The organism is Micromonospora sp. CNZ295, from assembly GCF_004217535.1.
In genome coordinates, this window is the sequence record NZ_SHKZ01000001.1 from 3,135,543 (window position 1) to 3,157,269 (window position 21,727).

Annotated in this window: 17 protein-coding genes; 10 read left to right on the forward strand and 7 right to left on the reverse strand. The window is 73.1% G+C overall.

Going from position 1 to position 21,727, the window contains the following annotated elements; all coding sequences use genetic code 11:
* Positions 1-175 precede the first annotated feature (175 nt).
* The 3 genes from EV376_RS14835 (at position 176) to EV376_RS14845 (ending at position 2,381) form a co-directional block, all read left to right on the forward strand.
* Positions 176-625, forward strand: coding sequence for a hypothetical protein (locus tag EV376_RS14835; RefSeq protein WP_130323682.1), 450 nt, complete (start codon positions 176-178; stop codon positions 623-625).
* An 18-nt stretch (positions 626-643) separates the two neighbouring features.
* Positions 644-1,513 carry an endonuclease/exonuclease/phosphatase family protein gene (locus tag EV376_RS14840; protein ID WP_130323684.1) on the forward strand — a complete coding sequence of 290 codons (870 nt, stop codon included), beginning with the start codon at positions 644-646 and terminating at the stop codon, positions 1,511-1,513.
* An 82-nt stretch (positions 1,514-1,595) separates the two neighbouring features.
* Complete coding sequence (locus tag EV376_RS14845; RefSeq protein ID WP_130323686.1) at positions 1,596-2,381, forward strand: alpha/beta fold hydrolase; 786 nt, start codon at positions 1,596-1,598, stop codon at positions 2,379-2,381.
* Between the two features lie 64 nt (positions 2,382-2,445).
* Here EV376_RS14845 and EV376_RS14850 read toward each other — a convergent pair whose 3' ends face one another.
* The 4 genes from EV376_RS14850 to EV376_RS14865 all read right to left on the reverse strand — a co-directional run bounded on the left by EV376_RS14850 (position 2,446) and on the right by EV376_RS14865 (position 7,530).
* The gene (locus tag EV376_RS14850) at positions 2,446-4,143 is read right to left on the reverse strand and encodes a CDP-glycerol glycerophosphotransferase family protein (protein ID WP_130323688.1); all 1,698 of its coding nucleotides are present in this window, start codon (positions 4,141-4,143) and stop codon (positions 2,446-2,448) included.
* Complete coding sequence (locus tag EV376_RS14855) at positions 4,133-5,653, reverse strand: bifunctional cytidylyltransferase/SDR family oxidoreductase (protein WP_130323690.1); 1,521 nt, start codon at positions 5,651-5,653, stop codon at positions 4,133-4,135. Before EV376_RS14855 ends, EV376_RS14850 begins: the two co-directional genes overlap by 11 nt.
* A gap of 169 nt (positions 5,654-5,822) precedes the next feature.
* On the reverse strand, positions 5,823-6,641 hold the full coding sequence (locus EV376_RS14860; RefSeq protein WP_130323692.1) for an ABC transporter ATP-binding protein: 819 nt from the start codon (positions 6,639-6,641) through the stop codon (positions 5,823-5,825).
* Complete coding sequence (locus tag EV376_RS14865; RefSeq protein ID WP_130323694.1) at positions 6,634-7,530, reverse strand: ABC transporter permease; 897 nt, start codon at positions 7,528-7,530, stop codon at positions 6,634-6,636. Before EV376_RS14865 ends, EV376_RS14860 begins: the two co-directional genes overlap by 8 nt.
* Positions 7,531-7,716: 186 nt before the next feature.
* On the opposite strand from EV376_RS14865, the gene EV376_RS14870 reads away from it, so the two are divergent.
* The 4 genes from EV376_RS14870 (at position 7,717) to EV376_RS14885 (ending at position 13,296) form a co-directional block, all read left to right on the forward strand.
* Positions 7,717-8,367 carry a TetR/AcrR family transcriptional regulator gene (locus EV376_RS14870; protein WP_130328666.1) on the forward strand — a complete coding sequence of 217 codons (651 nt, stop codon included), beginning with the start codon at positions 7,717-7,719 and terminating at the stop codon, positions 8,365-8,367.
* 88 nt (positions 8,368-8,455) lie between these two features.
* Positions 8,456-9,565: a DegT/DnrJ/EryC1/StrS aminotransferase family protein gene (locus EV376_RS14875; RefSeq protein ID WP_130323696.1), complete on the forward strand. Its 1,110-nt coding sequence runs from the start codon at positions 8,456-8,458 to the stop codon at positions 9,563-9,565.
* A complete protein-coding gene (locus EV376_RS14880) occupies positions 9,562-10,602 on the forward strand; it encodes a Gfo/Idh/MocA family protein (protein WP_130323698.1) in 1,041 nt (346 codons plus the stop codon). The genes EV376_RS14875 and EV376_RS14880 overlap by 4 nt, the downstream gene beginning before the upstream one ends.
* 117 nt (positions 10,603-10,719) lie before the next feature.
* Positions 10,720-13,296: a glycosyltransferase gene (locus tag EV376_RS14885; RefSeq protein WP_486482639.1), complete on the forward strand. Its 2,577-nt coding sequence runs from the start codon at positions 10,720-10,722 to the stop codon at positions 13,294-13,296.
* A 94-nt stretch (positions 13,297-13,390) separates the two neighbouring features.
* Here the strand turns inward: EV376_RS14885 and EV376_RS14890 are convergent, their stop codons facing one another.
* The 3 genes from EV376_RS14890 to wecB form a co-directional block, all read right to left on the reverse strand.
* Complete coding sequence (locus tag EV376_RS14890; protein ID WP_130323702.1) at positions 13,391-13,924, reverse strand: hypothetical protein; 534 nt, start codon at positions 13,922-13,924, stop codon at positions 13,391-13,393.
* A complete protein-coding gene (locus EV376_RS14895; protein WP_486482640.1) occupies positions 13,921-15,171 on the reverse strand; it encodes a glycosyltransferase family 4 protein in 1,251 nt (416 codons plus the stop codon). The genes EV376_RS14890 and EV376_RS14895 overlap by 4 nt, the downstream gene beginning before the upstream one ends.
* 199 nt (positions 15,172-15,370) lie before the next feature.
* Positions 15,371-16,459 (reverse strand): non-hydrolyzing UDP-N-acetylglucosamine 2-epimerase, encoded by a 1,089-nt coding sequence (gene wecB, locus EV376_RS14900; protein WP_130323704.1) that lies wholly within the window; start codon positions 16,457-16,459, stop codon positions 15,371-15,373.
* Positions 16,460-16,814: 355 nt separating this feature from the next.
* Between wecB and EV376_RS14905 the strand changes: the two genes are divergently transcribed.
* From EV376_RS14905 to EV376_RS14915, 3 genes are all read left to right on the forward strand, one after another.
* Positions 16,815-18,437, forward strand: a complete 1,623-nt coding sequence (locus EV376_RS14905) for a glycosyltransferase family 4 protein (protein WP_486482641.1) — start codon at positions 16,815-16,817, stop codon at positions 18,435-18,437.
* A gap of 110 nt (positions 18,438-18,547) precedes the next feature.
* Positions 18,548-20,173 carry a glycosyltransferase family 4 protein gene (locus tag EV376_RS14910; RefSeq protein WP_486482642.1) on the forward strand — a complete coding sequence of 542 codons (1,626 nt, stop codon included), beginning with the start codon at positions 18,548-18,550 and terminating at the stop codon, positions 20,171-20,173.
* Positions 20,170-21,726 (forward strand): glycosyltransferase family 2 protein, encoded by a 1,557-nt coding sequence (locus tag EV376_RS14915; RefSeq protein WP_130323706.1) that lies wholly within the window; start codon positions 20,170-20,172, stop codon positions 21,724-21,726. Before EV376_RS14910 ends, EV376_RS14915 begins: the two co-directional genes overlap by 4 nt.
* Position 21,727: the final 1 nt, after the last annotated feature.

Here is a 21,727-nt window from a genome sequence, read left to right on the forward strand (position 1 = left end):
GCCCGACCGGACGAACCAGGTGTCGGCCTCCGTCGCAAGCTTTGTGCCGGGTGCGCCAGCCCGGTCGCCGACCTGATCAGGAATCGAGAAGCGGCGGGCGTCCGGCCAGACCTAGCCTTTTCCTCAGTTCAGCGGCGTCCCGCCGCACCGGCAACGTCGAAAGGCAACCTGAGTTATGGCCGAGAAGAGTGCCAAGACCGAATCCGACGGCTTCAGCGCCGAAGAGCGCGCCGCGATGAAGGAGCGCGCGGCCGAGTTGCGCGCCGAGGGCAGGAAGGGCGCCAAGAAGGCCGACGGGCTGCAGGCGGTCCTGGACCGGATCGCGCAGATGGCGCCGGAGGACCGCGCGCTCGCCGAGCGCGTACACGTGGCGGTGACCGCCGCCGCCCCGCAGCTGGCGCCGAAGACCTGGTACGGGATGCCCGCCTACGCGAACGAGGACGGCAAGATCGTCGTCTTCTTCCAGGACGCGGGCAAGTTCAACTACCGGTACTCGACGCTGGGCTTCCAGGACACGGCCAACATCGACGACGGGGACATGTGGCCGGTGTCGTACGCACTCCAGACGTGGAGCCCGGAGGTGGAGAAGAAGGTGATCGAGCTGGTGCGGGCCGCGGTTTCCTGACCGGGGCAGAATGGCCCCATGACGGTTGCCCCGACGCCCGCGGCCGGTTCACCGTCCGGGCGGGTCCGCGTGGTGACGGCGAACCTGCTGTCGCCCGATCACGCGGACTGGGAGCGGCGCCGGCCGGTTCTGCGGGCCGGGTTCGCCGCCCTGCGTCCGGACGTGGTGGCTTTGCAGGAGACCGGGTGGGGCGACGGGTACGACCAGGCGGCCGACCTGCTCGGGCCGGGTTATCAGGTGGCCCGCCACTCCGGTCGGTCCGCCGACGGTGTCGGAGCCGCGTTGGCGAGCCGCTGGCCGCTCGGCGCCGTACGTGAGGTGGACCTTCGGGTGACGCCCCGGGCCGACCTGCCGTGGGCCGCCGCCGTCGTCGCCGAGGTCCTCGCCCCCGCCCCCGTGGGCCCGTTCCTGTTCGTGCACCACAAGCCCAACTGGCAGTTCGGGTACGCGCACGAGCGGGAGCTGCAGGCGGTGACGTGCGCCCGGTTCGTCGAGCAGCTGCTCGGCGACCGGAAGGCTCACGTGCTGCTGGCCGGGGACTTCGACGACACCCCGGATTCGGCCAGCATCCGGTTCTGGACGGGGCGGCAGTCCCTGCAGGACATGAGCGTCGCGTACCGGGACGCCTGGAGCACGATCCACCCGGACGAACCAGGGCACACCTTCTCGCCGCGGAACCCGCTGGTCCGCGCCGGGGAGATGGCTCTCGAACTCGGCCGCCGCATCGACTACGTCATGGTCCGGTGCGGCGTGCACGGTCCCACCCTCGACGTCGTCGACTGCTTCCGTGCCTTCGACGAGCCGGTGGACGGGGTCTGGGGCAGCGACCACTTCGCGCTGGTCGCCGATCTCCAGGTACCGGCCCGGCCACCGGGGTCGTGGGTCTGATCCGCCGGAAGGACTACCCGGCCGGCAGGGACCAGCAGGTCGGTGCTCGCTTGGGGCACCGGCACGGTGGCACACTGCGCCCATGGTCGATGAATCGCGGGGCCCGGTCCTGGTGCTGCTGCACGGCATGGGCGCGACCGGCGAGGTGTGGCTGCCCTGGGCGCCGCTGCTGGAACGCCGCTGGCCCGGGCGCTGGCTCGCGCCGGACCTGGCCGGCCACGGCTGGTCGCCGCAGCTGCCGGCGTACTCCTTCACCGCGCTGGCCGACCAGCTCACCGGGACGCTGGGCCGCGGGCTGACCACCACGGCGGGCGGCGTCGACCGGCCCGCCGGCACCGTGGGCCGCGACGACCGGCTCGTCGTGCTCGGGCACTCGCTCGGCGGGGTGGTCGGGCTGGCGCTGGCCGCCCGGTCGGTCGGCCTGCCGGTCGACGCGGTGGTCGGGCTCGGCATCAAGGCCGTGTGGTCGCCCGCGGAGCTGGCGAAGGCGGCGGAGCTGGCCACCCGCCCGGTGACCTGGTTCGCCAGCCGGGACGAGGCCGCCCGGCGATACCTGCGGGTGTCCGGCCTCGCCGGTCTGCTCGCACCGGACCACCCGGTCGTGGACGGTGGGTTGCGGCAGGTCGACGGCCGCTGGCGGCTCGCCATGGACCCGGCCGCGTTCGCGGTGGGCGAGCCGGACCTGTCCGCCCTGCTGTCGGCGACCGACGCGCCGGTCCTGCTGGCCCGGGGCGAGCACGACCCGATGGTCTCCGACGCGCAGCTCAAGGAGCTGGGGGTGCCGGTGGCGACGCTGCCGGGCCTCGGCCACAACGCCCACGTCGAGGACCCGGCGGCGGTCCTGGCGCTGGTCGACGACTACCGCTGACGCCGCGCCGCCCGGACCGGGCGGCTCCGGCGGGAGCCGCCCGACCGGCCCGGCGTCGTGCGGCTCAGGCGGTGGGGGCCACCGGGGCGTCCTCGGCGGTACGCGGCGCCGGCACGGCGGTGCCGCCGTCCAGCTCCCGCCGGGCGGCGGCCAGGAAACCCTCGGCGTACGACTCGGCCGGGAAGTCGCCCAGGTAGCGGGTCCGCATCGCCCACCGGGTCTCCGCCAGCGGGTCCGCGCCGAGCAGCCGGTCCAGCACGTCGTCGACGTTGGACATGTCCCGCCGCAGCACGTAGCCGGACGCGGCGAGGGGGAAGTCCGCCGGGAACCGGTCACGGGCGTCCACCATGTCGGTCACCGCGTACGGCTTGCCGGAGTAGAGGTAGTCGGAGATGACCCCGGAGACGTCGGAGACCAGGGCGTCGGAGCGGTTCACGCACTCGGTCAGCGTCAGCTCCCGGCTGGCCGCCGCGCCGAAGACGTGCGCCCGCCCGGTCCGGGCCCGGTCGGCGGCGAGCAGCTCGTGCAGCCGCGCCAGCTGCCGCGCCGAGGCCGGGTTCTGCGCGGTGTACGGGTGGGCCCGCAGGATGACCGTCACGCCACGCTCCAGCAGCCCCCGCAGCAGCGTCTCGGCGACCGGCAGGGAGCAGTAGTTGGTGTCCGCGTTGTGGCCGGTCCAGGTCGGCGTGTAGAGGACGGTCGGCGCGGCGGCGGTGACCGCCCCCCGGCGTACCTCGATGCCCTCCACCTGCGGCCGGCCGACGACGACGAACTTCTCGGCGGGGATGTGCACGCCGGCGCGGGCGTACCGGTCGATGGCCGCCTGGCCGGCGACGAAGATCCGGTCGAAGATGCCGGACACCGGGTTCGCGCTGGGCGCCTTGTCGCTGTCGCCGTGGTGCAGCTGCACGTGGGTGAGCTGGGTGTAGCGGATGCAGTGGCTGTTCTTCGCGCCGTGGTTGACGTAGAAGGCGACGCGCAGGCCGGGCACCAGCGCCTCGTCCATCGCGTGCAGGGTGGGGCAGTAGACGACCGGGGCGGTGGTGGCCGCGGCGACGGTCGGCAGGAGCTCCGGCTCGCGCAGCATGACCAGGAACGGCCGGCCGAGCCGCTCGAGGTACGGCAGCCACATGGTGACCTGGTATTCGGAGCCGGGCGGCGCCGAGAAGTAGAGCAGGAACTCCGGGCGGTGCCGGCGCAGCGCCCGGGCCACCGGGCCGCCGCCGGCGGCCGGGCGGAACCGGCGGCGGGCCAGGTCGAGCCCGACCGCGCCCGCGGCGCCGCCGACGAGCAGGGTGGCGACGAGCGCCAGCCAGGCCGGCAGGGCCGCCGCGGCCGCGCCGGCGAGCAGGGCGAGCAGCACGAGCAGGGCGTTCGGCAGCTCGGCGGCGACCAGCGGGGTCCACCCGCGCACCGGCAGGTTGGCGGCGCGGATCTGGAGGTTGCCCGCCTGGCGGAGCGGGCCGACGAGCAGGGCCAGCCCCAGCAGCACCAGCGCGGTGACCGCCAGCGCGGGGTCGAAGCCGGCGTCGAGGCGCTGCGCGTACCCGGTCAGGATGCCCGCCGCGAGCAGGACCGTCTCGGCGACGCCGTCGGCCTGCGGCCGGACCCGGCGCTCCCAGCCGGCCGCCGCGAGGGCGGCCACCGCGAGCCCGAGACCCCAACCGGTCGCCCCGGTCAGCGCGAGGACGACGAAGGCCAGCACCGCCAGCCCGGTGGCCAGGCCGCGGGCGATCAGCTTCCGGACGAGGTCACCCCGCATCGCGGCCCGCTCCCACCTGGTCGGCCGGGCGTCCGTCGCGCTCCGGTCCGGCCTGCGCCGGCAGCACCGCCGCCGGCTCCGCGTCCCCGTCGGCCGGGCGGCGTACGTCGATCACCTGGCCGGTGAGCGCGGACAGCAGCACGTCCAGCGAGGCCCGGGCCACCGCCTCCGCCGAGAGCAGCGTGTGGACGGGCTCCTCGCCGAAGGCCCGCGTGCGCATCGGGGTGGCGGTCCGCTCGGGGTTCACGCAGTTGACCCGTACGCCGTCCTCCGCCCACTCGTCGGCGAGCGCCTGGGTGAGGTTGACCAGGGCCGCCTTGGTGGCCGAGTAGAGCGCGTACCGGGCCCGGCCCCGGGTGTACGAGCTGGAGGTGTAGAGCAGCAGTTGCCCGCGGGTCTGCCGCAGGTACGGCAGGGCGGCTCGGGCGACCGTCACCGGGCCGACGAAGTTGACCTGCAGCAGCCGGTCCATGGTGGCCGGGGTCATGTCGGCGAGGGCGCCGCGCTCCAGCAGCCCGGCGGTGACCACCACGTGGTCGATCCGGCCGGTGGCGTCGAAGGCCGTCTTCAGCGCGGCCTCGACGTCGTCGGCCCGCTCCACGTGGGTGCCGGTGGTCGAGCGGCTGAACGGGAAGACCCGGGCGCCGAAGCTCCGCGCCAGCTCGGTCAGCTCCTGCCCGATGCCGTAGCTGCCGCCGAACACGACGATCGTGCGGCCGGTCAGCTCCTCGGTGTAGCCCCGGTGGTCGGCCAGCCGGTGCGCCTTGGCGGCGGCGAGTTGGAACAGCTTGTCCGCGAGGTGTACGTCGACCGGGTGGGTGACCTTGATGTTCTCGTCCGCGCCGTCGATCACCTTGATCGGCGTGCCGGGCAGGTAGCGCAGCACCACACCGCAGTCGTCGGTCGCGGCGAAGTCCGGATCGCCCTCGGCCCGCCGGTACGCCTCCCGGATGGTGCCGGACCGGAACGCCTGCGGCGTCTGGCCCCGGCGCAGCCGCGAGCGGACCGGGATGTCGGTGATGCAGTCGTCCGCGTCGACCTGGACGATGGTGTCCGCCGACGGGATGGCCACGTCGACGGCCGAGTACGTCCAGAGGGCGTTCACGCACTCCCGGATGATCCGACCGCTGAGCAGCGGGCGGACCGCGTCGTGGAAGAGGATGTTGCAGTCGCCGGGGCCGATCACGTCCAGCGCGAGGCGGGTGGTCGCGTTACGGGTGTCCCCGCCCTCGACGATCGTGGTGACCTTGCGGAAGCCGGCCTGCTCGACGATCCGCTCGGCGTCGGGGACGTGCCCGGCGGCCATCATCACGACGATCTCGTCGATCTCCGGAGCGGCCTCGAAGACCGCGATGGTGTGCTCGATGATCGGCTTGCCGGCCACCTTGAGCAGCTGCTTGGGGATGCCGAGACCGAGCCGGGTGCCGGTGCCGCCGGCCAGGATCACCGCCACGGTCCGGGTGGGTCGCCACGGGCCTTGGTCCGGCACGGTGGCCGGGTGCTGGGTCATGCGGGGCCTCACTGCTGTCAGGGACATGCTCTTCCGCGGGGAGCAACCCACGCCTGCCGGCGGGGTGCCCGGTCCTTCCGACGGCCGGGCGCCCGGGTCGTACGACCATAGCGCCCGGCCGCGCCGGAACCGTGCGGGCGGACCCCCGGTCGGGGGTGTCCGGCCCGCGCTACTTGGCGTTCGTGAACTCCTCGTACTGGGCCACGACCTCGCTGGTCGGCCCGTCGGCGCGGATCACGCCGGACTCCAGCCAGATCGTCCGTTCGCAGGTGTCCCGGATCGTGCCGATCTGGTGGCTGACGAGGAAGACCGTGCCGGCGCCCTCGCGCAGCTCGCGGACCCGCTGCTCGCTGCGCCGGCGGAACTGCCGGTCACCGGTGGCGAGCGCCTCGTCGATCAGCAGGACGTCGTGGTTCTTGGCGGAGGAGATCGCGAAGCGCAGCCGGGCGGACATGCCGGAGGAGTAGGTGCGCATCGGCAGCGAGGCGAAGTCGCCGCGGTCGTTGATTCCGGAGAACTCGATGACCTCGGGGGCCTTCCGGCGTACCTCCTCGGGCGAGAAACCCATCGCCAGCAGGCCCAGCGCCACGTTCCGCTCGCCGGTGAGGTCGTTGAGCAGGGCGGCGTTGACGCCGAGCAGGGACGGCTGGCCCTGGGTGTAGACGGCGCCCCGGGTCACCGGCAGCAGACCGGCGATCGTCCGCAGCAGGGTGGACTTGCCCGAGCCGTTGCTGCCGATGAGGCCGATCGCCTCGCCGCGGTACGCGGTGAAGGTGACGCCCTTGACCGCGTGGACCTCCCGGATGGTCGGGGCCTTCGCCCGGGTGACCAGCCGTCGCAACGCGTTGACCGGGGAGTGGCTGCCGGGTGTGCCGGCGCCGTGCACCCGGTAGATCACGTGGGCGTCGTCGACCACGACGGTGGGGATGCGCCGCCCGTCGGCGGTGGTGGTCGCCGAGGGGGCGAAGGTGGTGGTGGGGTCAGCCACGGCCGTACTCCATTTCGCCGCGCCAGAAGTAGATGAAGCCACCGAGCCCGACGACGACGGTCCAGGCGGTCGCCATGGCCCACAGCTGGGGTGCCGCCCCGGTGAGCGGGACGCCCTCCATCAGCGCGTGCCGGACGAGCTCGATGAAGATCAGCAGGGGGTTCGCGTGGACGATCTCGACCAGCGCCGGAGGCAGGTTCCGGGCGAACAGCTCGACGCTGTAGAGCACCCCCGAGCCGTACATCCAGGTGCGCAGGACGAACGGCATGAGCTGCTTGAGGTCGGTGAGCTTGGCGCCCAGCCGGGCCATCCCCAGGGCCAGCCCGGCGTTGAAGATCGCCTGGAGCGCCACCGCGGGCACCACGAGCAGCCACTCGACGGTGAGCGGTTCGCCGTCGACCAGCACGATCACGAACAGCACCACCATGGCGGTGATCAGGTGCTGCAGCTGGGTGAGCGTGACCGCCAGCGGCAGGGCGGCGCGCGGGAAGTGCAGCGCCCGGACGAGGCCCAGGTTGCCGCTGATCGCCTGCACCCCGCCGGAGACCGCGGTCGAGGTGAAGGTGAAGATGAACAGGCCGATGCAGAGGTAGGCGATGAAATTCTCGATGCCTCGGCTGGTGCCGAGGATCACACCGAAGATGAGGAAGTAGACGGCCGCGTTGGTCAGCGGTGTCAGCACCTGCCAGATCCGGCCGAGCTGGGCCCTGCTGTACGACGCCACCACCTTGGCGTTCGCGTACGCCACGATGAAGTGTCGGTAGGACCACAGCTGCCGCGCGTACGCGGCCAGAGTGGGCCTCTCCCCGGCGAAGCTCAGGCCGTACCGCGCGGCGAGTTGCGCCTGCGTCAGTCCCGAGTCCGGGTCGGCCACCGCCATGTGGGCCATGGGTAGGCGCTCCGATCTTCTTGTGTCTGGTATGAGCACGACAACGGAGGGTGGACGAAACGGTCGCCCCGCCCGATCGCTGGACGCAAAGTAGTGCACTCCGACGTCGCGACGCAACCGTACCGTCGCTGCGGTACATTGTTCCACGTGACGACCGAGAAGAGGCGCGCTCCGGCGGGTGCGGCGGTGCTCCGTGGCGAGATCACCACGGCCATCCGTCGTGCCGTCATGCAGGAACTCGCCGCGGTCGGGTACGGCCGGCTCTCCATCGAGGCGGTCGCCCGGCGGGCCGGGGTCAGCAAGACGGCGATCTACCGCCGGTGGAGTTCGAAACTGGAGCTCGTCCTGGAGGTCGTGTCGGCGGCCGCCGGGCAGCGGTTCCCCCTCCCCGACACCGGCGACCTCCGGGGCGACCTGGAGCTGGTCTTCCTGATCATGACCCGGGCGCTCGGGCACCCGCTGGCCGCGCAGATCGTTCCCGACCTGCTCGCCGAGGCCGCCCGCAACCCGCAGCTGGCCCAGACCCTGCAGCGGGTGCTGCAGACCAACCAGCGTGACATCGGTGGCCAGGTGGTCGGCCGCGCGATCGCCCGGGGCGAGCTGCCCCCGGACATCGACCTCGACACCGCCGTCGACCTGATCGTCGGCCCGCTCTACTGGCGGCTCGCCGTCGCCCGGACGCCGCTCGCGGTCGAGGACCTGCCGCGCCTGGCTACCGCGGTGGCGGCCGCGTTGGGGGTAGCATCCCGACCGGTCCCGGACGAACCGGACGGCGCGGCCGAACCGGACGTCCAGCTGTCCGGCGTGACCATCGCCGCCGATCACGGTAAGTCATGAGCACCGGTTTCCGACCGGCCGTCCCGGTCACATCTGAACCCGTTAGCATCGCGTCCCGAACGGACTCCCTGTCGACAGGAGGAAGCCCATGTCTGGGCTGAACGGAGATTTCATCCCACCAGCGAAGCCGGTGATCGGCGAGGCCGAGATCGAAGCGGCCGTGCGGGTGTTGCGTAGCGGCCTCGTCGTGCAGGGCCCGGAGGTCAAGGCCTTCGAGGAGGAGTTCGGCGAGCTGGTGTCGGGTCGGCACTGCGTCGCGGTGAACTCCGGCACCTCGGCGCTGCACCTCACCCTGCTGGCGCTGGGCTTCGGTCCGGGCGACGAGATCATCGTCCCGTCGTTCTCCTTCGCCGCGAGCGGCAACGCCGTCCGGCTGGTCGGCGCCGAGCCGGTCTTCGTCGACATCGAGCCCGGCAGCTTCTGCCTCGACCCGGAGGCCGTGGCCGCCGCCGTCACCCCCCGCACCGTCGCCATCATGCCGGTGCACCTGTACGGGCACCCCGCCGCGATGGACAGGATCATGGCGATCGCCGAGAAGCACGGCCTCGCCGTGGTCGAGGACGCGGCCCAGGCGCACGGCGCCAGCCTGAACGGCAAGCCGGTGGGCGCCTTCGGCACGGCCGGCTGCTTCAGCTTCTACCCGACCAAGAACATGCACTCGCTCGAGGGCGGCATGATCACCACCGCCGACGCCGGGCTCGCGCGTACCCTGCGGCTGCTGCGCAACCAGGGCATGGAGCAGCGGTACGCCAACGAGATCGTCGGCGCGAACATGCGGATGACGGACGTGGCGGCGGCGATCGGCCGCGTGCAGCTGCGCCAGCTTCCGGAGTGGACGGCGCAGCGGCAGGCGAACGCCAAGTTCCTCGACTCGAAGATCACCGGCGTGGTGACGCCGCCGGTGGCCGACGGCGCGGTGCACGTCTACCACCAGTACACGGTCCGGGTCCGCGGTGACCGGGACGCCGCCCAGAAGCGCCTGACCGAGCTGGGCATCGGCAACGCGGTCTACTACCCGACGCCGATCCACCGGCTCAAGCCGTACCTGACCGAGGACGGCCGGCCCGGCCCCTGGGAGCTGCCGGAGACCGAGCGGGCCGCCGCCGAGGTGGTCTCGCTGCCGGTGCACCCGTCGCTGAGCCAGTCCGACCTGGAGCGCATCGCCGACGGCGCGAACCTGGCCGGGGGTGCCCGATGAGCAGGAACCTCCGTGCCGGCCTGATCGGCCTCGGCGCCATGGGCCGCAACCACGCCCGCGTCCTCTCCGGCCTCGACGGCGTCGAGCTGGTCGGCATCGTCGACCCGGCCGGTGACACCACCGGCACGCTGCGCGCCCCGGTCCTGCCCGACCTGGGCGAGCTGCTCAAGCTCGGCATCGACTACGCGGTGGTGGCCTGCCCGACGGCCCTGCACGAGCCGATCGGCCTGGAGCTGGCGGCCAACGGCGTGTCCGCGCTGATCGAGAAGCCGCTGGCCCAGTCGGTGGCGGCGGCGACCCGGCTGGTCGAGGCGTTCGAGACCGCCGGGCTGGTCGCCGGGGTCGGTCACATCGAGCGGTACAACCCCGCCCTGCAGAACCTGCGCCTCCGGCTGGAGGCCGGTGAGCTGGGCGAGGTGTTCCAGGTGGTCACCCGGCGCCAGGGCCCGTTCCCGCACCGGATCGCCGACGTCGGCGTGGTCATGGACCTCGCCACCCACGACATCGACCTGACCAGCTGGGTGACCGGCCAGGAGTACGCCTCGGTGGCGGCCCGCACGGTCTCGCGCAGCGGCCGGCTGCACGAGGACATGGTCGCGGTGGTCGGCCAGCTGGCCGACGGCACGATGGTCAACCACCTGGTCAACTGGCTGAGCCCGCTCAAGGAGCGGTCGACGGTCATCACCGGCGACAAGGGCTGCTTCGTCGCCGACACGCTCACCGCCGACCTGACCTTCTACGCCAACGCCGCGATCGACACCGAGTGGGAGGCGCTGCGCGCGTTCCGCGGCGTGGCGGAGGGCGACATGGTCCGGTACGCCATCCCGAAGCGCGAGCCGCTGCTGGTCGAGCACGAGCGCTTCCGGGACGCGGTGGAGGGCAAGGAGAGTGACATCGTCACCCTCCGGCAGGGCCTGCGGACCGTGCAGGTGGCCTCCGCGCTGCTCCAGTCGGCGGGGGACGGCAGCACGGTCGCGGTGGCGTCGCCGACCGGGGGTGCCCGCTCCGGCTCGGATCGGGAGCAGGCGCGAGCGTAGCCTCGCCCTTTCTCGACCTCCTGGCCGCGGAGCCGTAGCGCGGCCGCTGTCAGCGTCAGCCCTACCCCCGGAGGATCCAGCAGCATGCCACCCCGCGCTCGTCAACCAAGGCTCGCGGTGATCGTCGCCAACGGAATCACCGGCGACTCCCGGGTGCAGAAGATCGCCATCGCCGCGGCGCGTGACGGGTGGGACGTCACCCTGATCGGGGTCGGTGGGGACCGTGTCAAGCGGACCAAGATGGGCCCGATCGACGTGATCCGAGTCCCGGTCCGTACCCACATGCGGCAACAGCTCGCGCCGCACCGATTCCGCCGCCGGATCACCCAGTTCGGGATCGCGGACAAGCAGGCGTTGGCCCGGCGGCGCGCCGCGCACCAGGCGTGGGTGCGGCAGGTCTCCGCACGGATCGGGTGGTTGCGCAGCGAGCAGGACGGGTCGTCCGTCCGGCGGATGCTGGCGCTGCCACCGAGTCGGGCGCTGGGGGCGGTGGTCCGGCTCGGCCGGGCCGGCCACCGCCTCCGCGAGCGCGCGTTCGGTTGGGAGCAGGCACAGCGGGAGAAGGCCAAGCCGACCGGTGACTGGCGTCGGGACTGGCCGCACCTGCTGGATCTCGACCTCGCGGTCGGGCCGGTGCTCGAGGAGCTGAAGCCGGACCTGATCCACGCCAACGACGTCACGATGATCAACACTGCGGCGCTCAGCGTCGCCCGGCTGCGGGCCCGCGGCGAGCGGGTGTCCTGGATCTACGACGCCCACGAGTACGTGCCCGGCGTCGACTGGCCCAAGCCGGCCATGGACAGCGCGTTCCCCGCTGTGGAGCGGGCGTTCATCGGCCGGGCCGACGCGGTGGTGACGGTCTCGCCGGAGATCGCGGAGCGGCTGCGGCAGGACTACCGCCTGCCGGAGCCGCCGTTGGTCGTCCGCAACACGCCGATCCGCGAGTCGGTCGGCGCCTCCGCCGCCCCGCCGTCGGTCCGCGCGGCCTGCGGGCTCGGTCCGGAGGTCCCGCTCCTGGTCTACTCCGGGTGGCTGTCGGCCGAGCGGGGCCTCGGCACGGCGGTCAACGCGCTGCCGCAGCTCCCGGACCATCACCTCGCGATCGTCTCCGGCCGCACCAGCGCCGAACTCGAGCTCCTGCTGGCCCGCGCCGAGGAGCTCGGGGTGCGCAAGCGGATCCACGTGGTGCCGTACGTTCCGCAGCACGCGGTGCCGGACTACCTGTCCACGGCCGACCTCGGGCTGATCTGTTCGAAGCGCACCCTCAACTACGAGCTCTCCCTGCCGACCAAGCTCGCCGAGTACCTCCACGCCGGCTTGCCGGTCGTGGCCAGTGACGTCAAGACGCTCGGGGAGTATGTGTCGCGGCACGGTGTGGGGGAGGTGTTCCGATCCGACGAGGTGGTGACCTTCGTCGAGGCCGTCGAGCGGGCCACCGCGCGGCGCGCCGAGCTGGCGGCGCACATCACGGAGCCGATCCTGCGGGAGCTCTCCTGGGAGGAGCAGAGCGCCGGCCTGATGGCCCTCTACCGCACGGTGACGAAGCTGGCCCCCGCGGCGCCGCCCGTCGAGGTCCCCTGGACCGTCGAGGAGTACGCCAGCCCGGCGCCGGCGACGACGGCCGACACCCCGGTGCTGGACCGGTGGCGCCCGCTCGGGCAGACCCGGGTCCGGTTGGGTCTCGGCCCGGCCAACTACGCCGGGCAGGCGGCGGCGTTCGCGCAGGCCATCTGCCGGGACAACCCGGAGGTCTCGGCGGAGGTGGTGATGCGCCGTGGCCCGTCCACCTTCCAGTACCCCGCCGACGTGTACCTGGACGTCGACCGGCTGGGGGACCTCGCCCTGCAGGTCGAGCAGGTCGAGCGGGTGATCGGGCGGTACACCCACCTGATCGTGGATGCCTTCATGCCGGTGTTCGGCTTCCTCAACGGGGACACCATCGAGGGCGACCTTCCCGCCCTGCGGCGCGCCAAGATCAAGGTGGCGGTCCTGGCGCACGGCAGCGAGGTCCGTCACCCGCTCCGGCACCTGGAGCGGCACGAGTTCTCGCTCTTCCGCGACGCCCCTGAAGGGACGGTGGAGCGGTTGACGGCCCGCGTGGAGCGCAGCCACCGGATCGCGGAAGAGTCCGGGCTGCCGCTCTTCGTCACCACCCCGGACCTGTTGGAGGACCTCCCCGGCGCCACCTGGGTACCGCAGGTGGTCGACGTGCACGCGTGGGCGAGCGACGAGCCGGTGATGCAGCGTCGCCGCCCGGTCGTGGTGCACGCCCCGTCCAGCCGGTGGACCAAGGGCACCGACCGGATCCTGCCGGTCCTCACCGAGCTGGATCAGCAGGGTGCGATCGAGCTGCGGCTGATCGAGAGCACTCCGTGGGCCGAGGTTCGGGAGCTGGTGCGGAGCGCGGACCTCGTCCTCGACCAGTTCGCCACCGGCGCGTACGGCACCTTCGCCGTGGAGGCGATGGCGGCCGGCCGACCGGTGGTGGCGTACCTCAACGAGAGCCTGCACCGGCGTTTCGGTGCGAACCCGCCGATCGTCAACGCCACGCCCGGCACCCTGCGGGAGGCGATCGAGTCCCTGCTGGACGACCGCGAGCGAGCGGTCAAGATCGGTGCGGAGTCGGTCGCCTACGCCCGTGAGGTGCACGACGGCCGCCGGACGGCCGCCGCCTTCGCCGAGTTCCTGGCGTAGCCGCCAGCCGCCGTGGTGGGGCCGACCCCCACCACGGCGGCTCCTGCGGCAGGGCGCCGTCGCCACCGTGACCGCCCGGTGGCCGTGCGCGTGGTCAGCCGAGCGGCGCGTCGAGGTCGTAGGCGATCCGGTTGGCGACCGAGCGCCGCCGGGCCAGGCGAGCGGCCACGGGTATCGACTGCGGATCGCAGATCACCACCACGTCGAACGCCGTCTTGGCGAGCACGAGGCGCCGGATCAACCGGTGTCGGTTGTCGCCCCTCAGCCACTCGTAGGTGGGCAGAAAGAGGCGGGCGTGGATCACGTCCGCGATCCGCCGCTCGTACGCCTCGCCGACCGGGCGGGACCACGACATCAGCGGGAGCCGACCGCCGCGCCGGTAGACCCGGCGGGGCAGGCCGTACAGGGCCTTTCTCGCCACCACCGTGGGCAGCGCCGCCGCCTGCAGCGCGGGAAGCTCGAACACCTTCACCCGGTTGGCGATTCGCTTCAGGCCGGGCCAGGCGGTGAGATCGTCGACGATCACGACGGCCCGACCGCCGTCCTCGACGACCTGGGCCGAGTCCTGGATGACCAGGCGTTGCCGGTCGCCGCCGAGCGCGAGGAAGAGCACGGTTTTCGCGGTCATGGTACTGGCTGCTCCGTGCCCCGTTCGGTGCGTGCGACGGCCGCCGCGGTCGCCGGCTCGGCGAACCAGGCGCGGTGATGCGCCGCGGCCACGGCCGCGAAGCCGTAGCGGGCGGACAGCACGCGTCGGGCCGCGGCCAGTTCGAGCCCGGCGGTGAACCGGGCCCGGAGCCGGCGGAACCCCTCGGCGAGCGAGGACGGGTCGTCCTCGACGGCGACGAACTCGGCGGTGGCGTCCTCGATGCCGGCGAGGGTCTCCTGCGGACCGTGGCAGCGGGTCACCAGTACCGGCATGCCGGCGGCCACCGCCTCGACGACGGTCATGCCGAACGTCTCGAACTGGCTGGGGTGCACCAGCAGGTCGTGCTCCCGCATGAGCCGCAGCGCCCGGTCGGGAACGACGGCACCGGTGTAGTGGACCGCCGCCGACACGCCCAGCTGCTCGCTGCGCGCCCGGAGCTGTCTCAGCAGCGGGCCCTCGCCGACCAGGGTGAGGGTCAGGGTCGGGTCCTCCCGGTGACACTGCGCGAACGCCTCCAGCAGCCGGAGGACGCCCTTCCGCTCGATGAGCCCGCCGACGAAGAGCCACCGCCGCAGGTCGGCCACCGGCGTGGGCCGCGCGGTGTCGAAGGAGACCGGGTTCGGGATGATCGAGATCCGGTGCGCGTGGTGGGGAAAGGCCTCGACCAGCGGGTCGCGCACAGCGCGGCCGACGGCGAAGAAGCCGCTGCACCGGTGCAGCAGTTCGTCGTACATCCGGCGGGCCTCGGGCTGGGCGAGCACCGCGGCCAGGAAGGTGGCGTGTTCGGTCACGAAGACCCGCGCGTCGGGCCGGGCGTTGCGCAGCGCGGCCCAGCCGCCGGGCAACCCCACGTGGGCGTGGACGACCGGCGCGTCGATCGGGCCACCGAGCCCGGCCCGGAGGGTGTCCGCGTGCCGCTGGGCGATCTCGGCGTAGGTGAGACCGAGCGCCAGCGGGACCGGAAGGCGCAGGAGCCCGGCGGCATGCTCGACGGGCTGTGGGCGCAGGATCCGGGGAAGCAGCGCGTGATGCGCCCGGGTCAGCTCGGCTTCCTCCGCCGGCGGGTAGGGACCGGCCCACTCGTCGCAGTGGTACACCAGGGTGCGGTGCGCTCCGGCCGAGGTCGCCTGCACCATCGCCCGGACGAAGGCGCCGAGGAACGGGCGGTGGCGGCTGGGATACCAGGGCGTGACGACGGCGACGTCGCTGGAGGACACTGCGTTCACGTGCGTCTTTATCCCCTTGGAGCCGTTGGGCGGACAGACGCTACCACGCATTCCTGCCGTTGTCGGGCCCCTGTTTTCCCCACCGCCCGACCCCTCGGTCGGCCGACCGCCCCGGCCGAGGGCCGGGCCCGGGCACCGGACCCGGCCGACCGTCCGCCGGCTCCGTGCGGACCTGTGCCCGCCGGGCGGAGCGCCGCCCTCAGCCGAGGCGCTCGGCGAGGATCCGCACGACCCGCTCGGCCGCGTGGCCGTCGCCGTACGGGGTGCCCCGGTCGGTGTCCGGCGCGGTACGGGTGGCCGTGGCGATCCAACCGGCCGAACCCAGCGCCCCCGGATCCGGCACCAGGTGGTTCCAGCCGTTCGCGAGGGTCTCCACCCACTCGGTCTCCGAGCGCAGCGTGGTGCACGGCCGGCCCAGCAGGTAGGCCTCCTTCTGCAGACCGCCCGAGTCGGTCACCACGCCGGTCGACCCGAGAACGGCCGCGATCAGGCCCGCGTAGCCCAGCGGCTGCCCGACGTGCACCGCGCCCTGGCCCACCTTCAGGCCGTACTGGTCGGCGCGGGCCAGCAGGCGCGGGTGCGCCAGCAGGGCGACCGGCACGGGAAGCTCCGCGAGCGCCGCCAGCAGCCCGGCCAGCCGCGCCGGGTCGTCCGTGTTCTCCGCCCGGTGGAGCGTGGCGAGCAGGTACGGGGCGTCCGGGTCGATGCCCTCCGGGAGGGTGGGCCGGGGGTGTTGCCCGTCCAGGACGGCGTCGCGGATGCGCAGACAGACGTCGACCATCACGTCACCGGCGAGTACCGTGCGCTCGGCCAGCCCCTCGGCGGCGAGGTGGCGCACGGCCTCCTCGGTGGGGGCCAGCAGCAGGTCGGCGCAGTGGTCGGTCAGCACCCGGTTGTGCTCCTCGGGCATCCGCCGGTTGAACGACCGCAGCCCCGCCTCCAGGTGGGCCACCCGGATGTGCTGCTTCACGGCGGACAGGGCGCCGGCGATGGTGGAGTTGGTGTCGCCGTACACCAGCACCCAGTCGGGGGCGTGCTCGGCGAGGACCGGGTCGATGGCGGCCAGCACGCCACCGGTTTGCACGCCGTGCGAACCCGAGCCGATACCCAGGTGGACGTCCGGGTCGGGAATCCCCAGTCCGGAGAAGAACACGTCGGAGAGGTTGGCGTCATAGTGCTGGCCGGTGTGCACGATGACGTGTTCGTGATCGGTCCGGGCGAAGGCCGCCGCGATCGGCGCCAGTTTGACCAACTGCGGACGTGCTCCGACGACGCTGACTACCTTCACAGCTCTGACTCCTGCACTTTCGGACGCTCAACGAGTGGCATTCGCATGTATGGGCGGTTGGAGAAGGCCGACGGCGAAGATCATCGGGCCCGCCCGAGGCTCGGCGGAACACACGATACGTCACCTCGCCTCGCCTCCGGTGGTGACTCCGGTGGGTTCTGGCGGGTATCCGGAGGGGTGGCGGTCGATTCCTTCGGGCGCGGGCTACATTGGCTCAACCGGTGTGCGGCCAGTGCCCAGCCGCCCGCGCGCTCCCACATCACGGCCCGACGCGTCTTCCCGGCCATTCACCACATTGCCGTACACTCGCCGGGGTTTCCGGCAAGAGTGCCTGAACGAGAGGAAGTACGACCACATGAGCTTGGGCGACGCTGTCGGTTCACGCGGCGGACGGGGCCGGGTGGTGATGCTGGTGGACAACGCGGTCAAGGGCGACTCTCGGGTACAGAAGGCGGCATTCTCGGCGGCGGAGGCGGGCTGGGAGGTCATCCTGCTCGGTCGTGGTCGCGCCGGCCAGCCGGAAACCTGGCAGCTCGGTCAGGCCGAGGTGCGGCTGGTGCCGATGGTGGCGCCCATGGCGAAGCACCGGCGGGAGCTGCGGCGGGTGTGGCAGCGCGGCCCGCTGGCCTACCCCCCGAACGGCGTCGCACCCTACCGGCAGCAGCAGATGTCGGCCTGGCGGGCGGATCTGCGCGTCCGTGAGGACGAACTCCGGCTGGCCGCCGCGGCCGGCCGGGACGACCAGCGCCTCCGCCTGCAGCAGCAGATGCTGCGCGCCGAACGCGCCGCGGCCCGCGTCGCCCAGAAGTGGGTCTCGTTCCGCCACTGGCAGCTGACGCAGGGGCAGAAGGCCCGGCGCAGGAGCAGCGGCCCGGTGTCCCGCGCGTCGACGTGGTTCTGGGAGACGGTCAAGGGCGACGGGGCGTGGCGCCGGCTGGAGCCGGGACTGTGGGACTACGAGCTGGCCTACGGCCCGGTCATCGACCAGCTGCGCCCCGACCTGATCCACGCGAACGACTACAAGATGCTCGGGGTGGGCGCGCGTGCCACGATCCGGGCACGAGCCGCCGGCCGGGACGTCAAGCTCGTCTGGGACGCCCACGAGTTCCTCCCCGGCCTCAACCCGGCACTGGCCAAGGGGACGTGGCTGCGGGCGCAGTGCGCCCACGAGCGGGAGTACGCGCCGGTCGCGGACGCGGTGGTCACCGTCTCCGAGGCGCTGGCCGACCTGCTGGTACGGGAGCACGGGTTGACCGAGCGTCCCGCCGTGGTGATGAACGCCCCCAGCGTCAGCGGCACCGGCCCGGTCGACCCGAGCGGTGCGGCCCTGGACCTGCGGGCGCGGTGCGGGATCGACGCGGACACCCCGCTGCTCGTCTACTCGGGCGGGATCGCCCCGGTCCGGGGGGTGGACGTCATGGTCGACGGGCTGCCCCAGCTCCCGGGTGTGCACATCGCCCTGGTGTCGGTGCCGCCGGGACGCCCCACCACGCCGTACATCGACGAGCTGCTGGCCCGGGCCGGCAAGCTGGGCGTCGCCGACCGGGTGCACGTCCTGCCGTACGTCGCGCACGACCAGGTCGCGCGGTTCCTGTCGGCCGCCGACGCCGCGGTCAGCCCGCTGCACCACCTGCCCAACCACGAGATCGCGTTGAGCAACAAGTTCTTCGAGTACTCGCACGCCCGGCTGCCGATCGTGGTCAGCGACGTGAAGACGATGGCCGAGATGGTGCGGACCACGGGTCAGGGCGAGGTGTTCCGGGCCAAGGACGTCGACGACTACGTCCGGGCGGTGCGGGCGGTGCTCGCCGACCCGGCCCGCTACCGGGCGGCCTACGACCAGCCGGGGCTGCTCGACGAGTGGACCTGGGAGACGCAGGCGAAGGTGCTCGACCAGGTCTACCGCCGGCTGGTCCCGGGCAAGGCGCCCGCCCTGCCGAGCGACGACGAGGCCCGGATGCTGGAGGTCAGCGCCTGATCGCCCGGTCGCGGAGGGCGTAGGTTCCCGCCGGTGCAGAATTGGCGGTGCGGTTGCCGTAGGTTCGCTGGTTCTCGTCCCAGTGGGCCGGTGTAGCGGAGGGGCGGAGAATGAAGGGCGATGGTGCTGTCGTGGCGCCGGAGGCTGGTCGTCGGGTCGTCATGCTGGTCGACAACGGCGTGCACGGCGACTCGCGGGTGCAGAAGGCGGCCCGGTCGGCGGCGGAGGCCGGCTGGGAGGTCATCCTGCTGGGCCGCTCGCCGGGTGGGCCGCCGCAGACCTGGCGGCTCGGCGGGGCCGAGGTGCGCCTGATCCCCGTACCGGACCCGCTGCACCGCCGGCGGCACGAGTTCCGCCGGGCCTGGCTGCGCTGGCCGCTGGCCTACCCGCCGAGCGGTATCGCCGCGCACCGGCAGCAGAGCGTCAAGGCGTGGCGGGCGGACATCGCGGTCCGCGCCGCGCAACTCGCCGTGGCCGACCCGGCGACGCCCCGGCTCGCCCTGCGCCGTCGGGCGCTGCGCGCCGAGGAGCTGGCCGCCCGGGTGGCCGCGAAGTGGGTGTCGGGACGCTACTGGATGCTCACCCAGGCGCGCCGCCGGCGTCGGCTGCGCAACCCCTGGGACCGGGCGTACACACTGTTCTGGCAGGCGGTCAAGGGTGGCGGCGCCTGGCGGAAGCTGGAGCCCAGCCTGTGGGACTGGGAGCTCGCGTTCGGCCCGGTGCTCGACGAGCTGCGGCCGGACCTGATCCACGCCAACGACTTCCGGATGCTCGGCGTCGCCGCCCGCGCCAAGCTCCGCGCCGCCGCGCGCGGCCACGACGTCAAGGTCGTGTGGGACGCCCACGAGTACCTGCCGGGCCTGCGGCCCCGGATCGACAACGCGCGCTGGCTGCCGGCCAACGTGGCGCACGAGCGGGAGTACGCGCCGGTCGCGGACGCGGTGGTGACCGTGTCGGAGGCGTTGGCCGACCTGCTGGTGCGGGACCACGGGTTGACCGAGCGTCCCGCGGTGGTGATGAACGCCCCCAGCGTCGCGGACGCGGCCCAGGGCGATGCCGGTGAGGTTCCCGACCTGCGGGCGCGCTGCGGGATCGACGCGGGCACCCCGCTGCTGGCCTACTCCGGCGGCATCGCACCGGTGCGCGGCGTGGACGTGGTGATCGACGGGCTGCCGCAGCTTCCCGGGGTGCACGTGGCCCTGGTCTCCCTGCCGCCGGGGAAGTCGTCCACGCCCGCCATCGACGGGCTGCTGGCCCGGGCCCGGGAACTCGGTGTCGCCGACCGGGTGCACCTGCTGCCGTACGTGCCGCACGACCAGGTGGCGCGGTTCCTGTCGGCCGCCGACGCCGCGGTGAGCCCGTTGATCCACCTGCCGAACCACGAGATCGCGTTGAGCAACAAGTTCTTCGAGTACTCGCACGCCCGGCTGCCGATCGTGGTCAGCGACGTGAAGACGATGGCCGAGATGGTGCGGACCACGGGTCAGGGCGAGGTGTTCCGGGCCAAGGACGTCGACGACTACGTCCGGGCGGTGCGGGCGGTGCTCGCCGACCCGGCCCGCTACCGGGCCGCGTACGACCGCCCCGGCCTGCTGGAGAGCTGGACGTGGGAGGCCCAGGCGCAGGTCCTCGACGCCGTCTACCGCCGGCTGCTGCCGGGCAACCCGTCCGGGCCGGGCCGGGCCGGCGATCCCGCTCCGGGTGACCCGCGGCCCGCGCTCGCGGTCGGCACGTGACCGCGCCCGACGTCACGGTCGTCACCGCGGTCTACAACACGATGCCGTACCTGACCCGGTGCCTGACCTCCCTGGTCGAGCAGACCATCGGACGGGACCGGCTGGAGGTCGTCGCCGTCGACGACGGATCCACCGACGGCAGCGGCCGTGAGCTGGACCGGTTCGCCCGGCTGTACCCGGGCACGGTGAAGGTGGTGCACCAGCCCAACTCGGGCGGCCCGGCGGCGCCGAGCAACCGCGGGCTGGAGCTGGCCACCGGCCGCTACGTCTTCTTCATCGGCTCGGACGACTACCTGGGGCCGGAGGCGCTGGAGCGGCTGGTCGCCGCCGCCGACCGGTGGGACTCCGACGTGCTGCTGGGGCGCCTGGTCGGGGTGAACAGCCGCTACATCCACCCGGCCGTCTACGCCGAGACCAGGGCCGACATCGACCTGTTCGACTCGGCCCTGCCGTGGTCGCTGTCGAACACCAAGCTGTTCCGGCGCGAGCTGATCGACCGGTACGGGCTGCGCTACCCGGAGGACATGCCGGTCGGCAGCGACCAGCCGTTCACGATCGAGGCGTGCGTCCGCGCCCGCCGGGTGTCGGTGCTCGCCGACTACGACTACTACTACGCGGTGCGCCGGCTCAACGCCCGCAACATCACCTACAAGAGCCGGCACCTGGAGCGGCTGCGCTGCGCCGAGGAGCTGGTCACGTTCGTGGCCGGGCTGATCGAGGCCGGCCCGAAGCGGGACGCGGTGCTGCTGCGCCACTTCACGTGGGAGGTCGCCAAGCTGCTGGAGAACGACTTCCTCCAGCTGGAGCGCGACGTGCAGGACCGGGTGGTGGCCGGGGTGCGGGCCCTCGCCGAGGCGCACCTGACCGACCGCATCCGCGAGCGCCTGCCGGTCGAGGCGCGGGTGCGGCTCGCGGCCGCCCGGTACGGCGACACCGACCAGCTGCTCGCGGTGATCCGGCAGGACGCCGAGTTGGGCATCCCGCCGGCCGTGGTCGACGGCGACCGCTGGTACGCCGGCTACCCCGGCTTCCGGGACCCGCAGCTGCGGGTCCCGGACGTCTGGTACGAGATCACCGACACCGCCGCCGACTGGGTGGCCCGGCTGGACACCGTCTCGGCGGCCTTCGACGGGGCCCGGTCGCTGCTGGTGACCGCCCGCAGTCCCCGCCCGGACCTGGCGGAGCTGGCGTCCGACGTCCGGCTCGCCGCCGGCGACGTCACCGGCCAGACCGTCTCGGTGGTACCGGACGCCACGGGCACGACCGTACGGGCCCGGATACCGTTGGACCGGTTGCTGGCCGGCGCCGGCCCGGGTGGTGAGCTCCGCACCATCCAGGCGCAGGTGGACGCGTTCGGCACCGTCGGCGTGGCTGCGCTGCGCGGGGCCCGGCGACCGGTGCCCCAGCGGGCCGTGCTGCGCCGGGGCGCCCGGCTGCACGTCCTGACCACCACCACCAACCACAAGGGCCAGCTCGTCATCGCCGTAGCACCTGTCACGCCGCGCCGGTTGATGGCCCGCCTGCGGCGCAGGCTTCCACTAGGAGGAAAGTAGT

Bases quoted from the DNA above. Each gene is read 5' to 3' on its own strand.
- EV376_RS14835 (WP_130323682.1), top strand. From the start codon at position 176: ATGGCCGAGAAGAGTGCCAAGACCGAATCCGACGGCTTCAGCGCCGAA.
- EV376_RS14840 (WP_130323684.1), top strand. From the start codon at position 644: ATGACGGTTGCCCCGACGCCCGCGGCCGGTTCACCGTCCGGGCGGGTC.
- EV376_RS14845 (WP_130323686.1), top strand. From the start codon at position 1,596: ATGGTCGATGAATCGCGGGGCCCGGTCCTGGTGCTGCTGCACGGCATG.
- EV376_RS14850 (WP_130323688.1), bottom strand. From the start codon at position 4,143: ATGCGGGGTGACCTCGTCCGGAAGCTGATCGCCCGCGGCCTGGCCACC.
- EV376_RS14855 (WP_130323690.1), bottom strand. From the start codon at position 5,653: ATGACCCAGCACCCGGCCACCGTGCCGGACCAAGGCCCGTGGCGACCC.
- EV376_RS14865 (WP_130323694.1), bottom strand. From the start codon at position 7,530: ATGGCCCACATGGCGGTGGCCGACCCGGACTCGGGACTGACGCAGGCG.
- EV376_RS14875 (WP_130323696.1), top strand. From the start codon at position 8,456: ATGTCTGGGCTGAACGGAGATTTCATCCCACCAGCGAAGCCGGTGATC.
- EV376_RS14880 (WP_130323698.1), top strand. From the start codon at position 9,562: ATGAGCAGGAACCTCCGTGCCGGCCTGATCGGCCTCGGCGCCATGGGC.
- EV376_RS14890 (WP_130323702.1), bottom strand. From the start codon at position 13,924: ATGACCGCGAAAACCGTGCTCTTCCTCGCGCTCGGCGGCGACCGGCAA.
- EV376_RS14905 (WP_486482641.1), top strand. From the start codon at position 16,815: ATGAGCTTGGGCGACGCTGTCGGTTCACGCGGCGGACGGGGCCGGGTG.
- EV376_RS14910 (WP_486482642.1), top strand. From the start codon at position 18,548: ATGAAGGGCGATGGTGCTGTCGTGGCGCCGGAGGCTGGTCGTCGGGTC.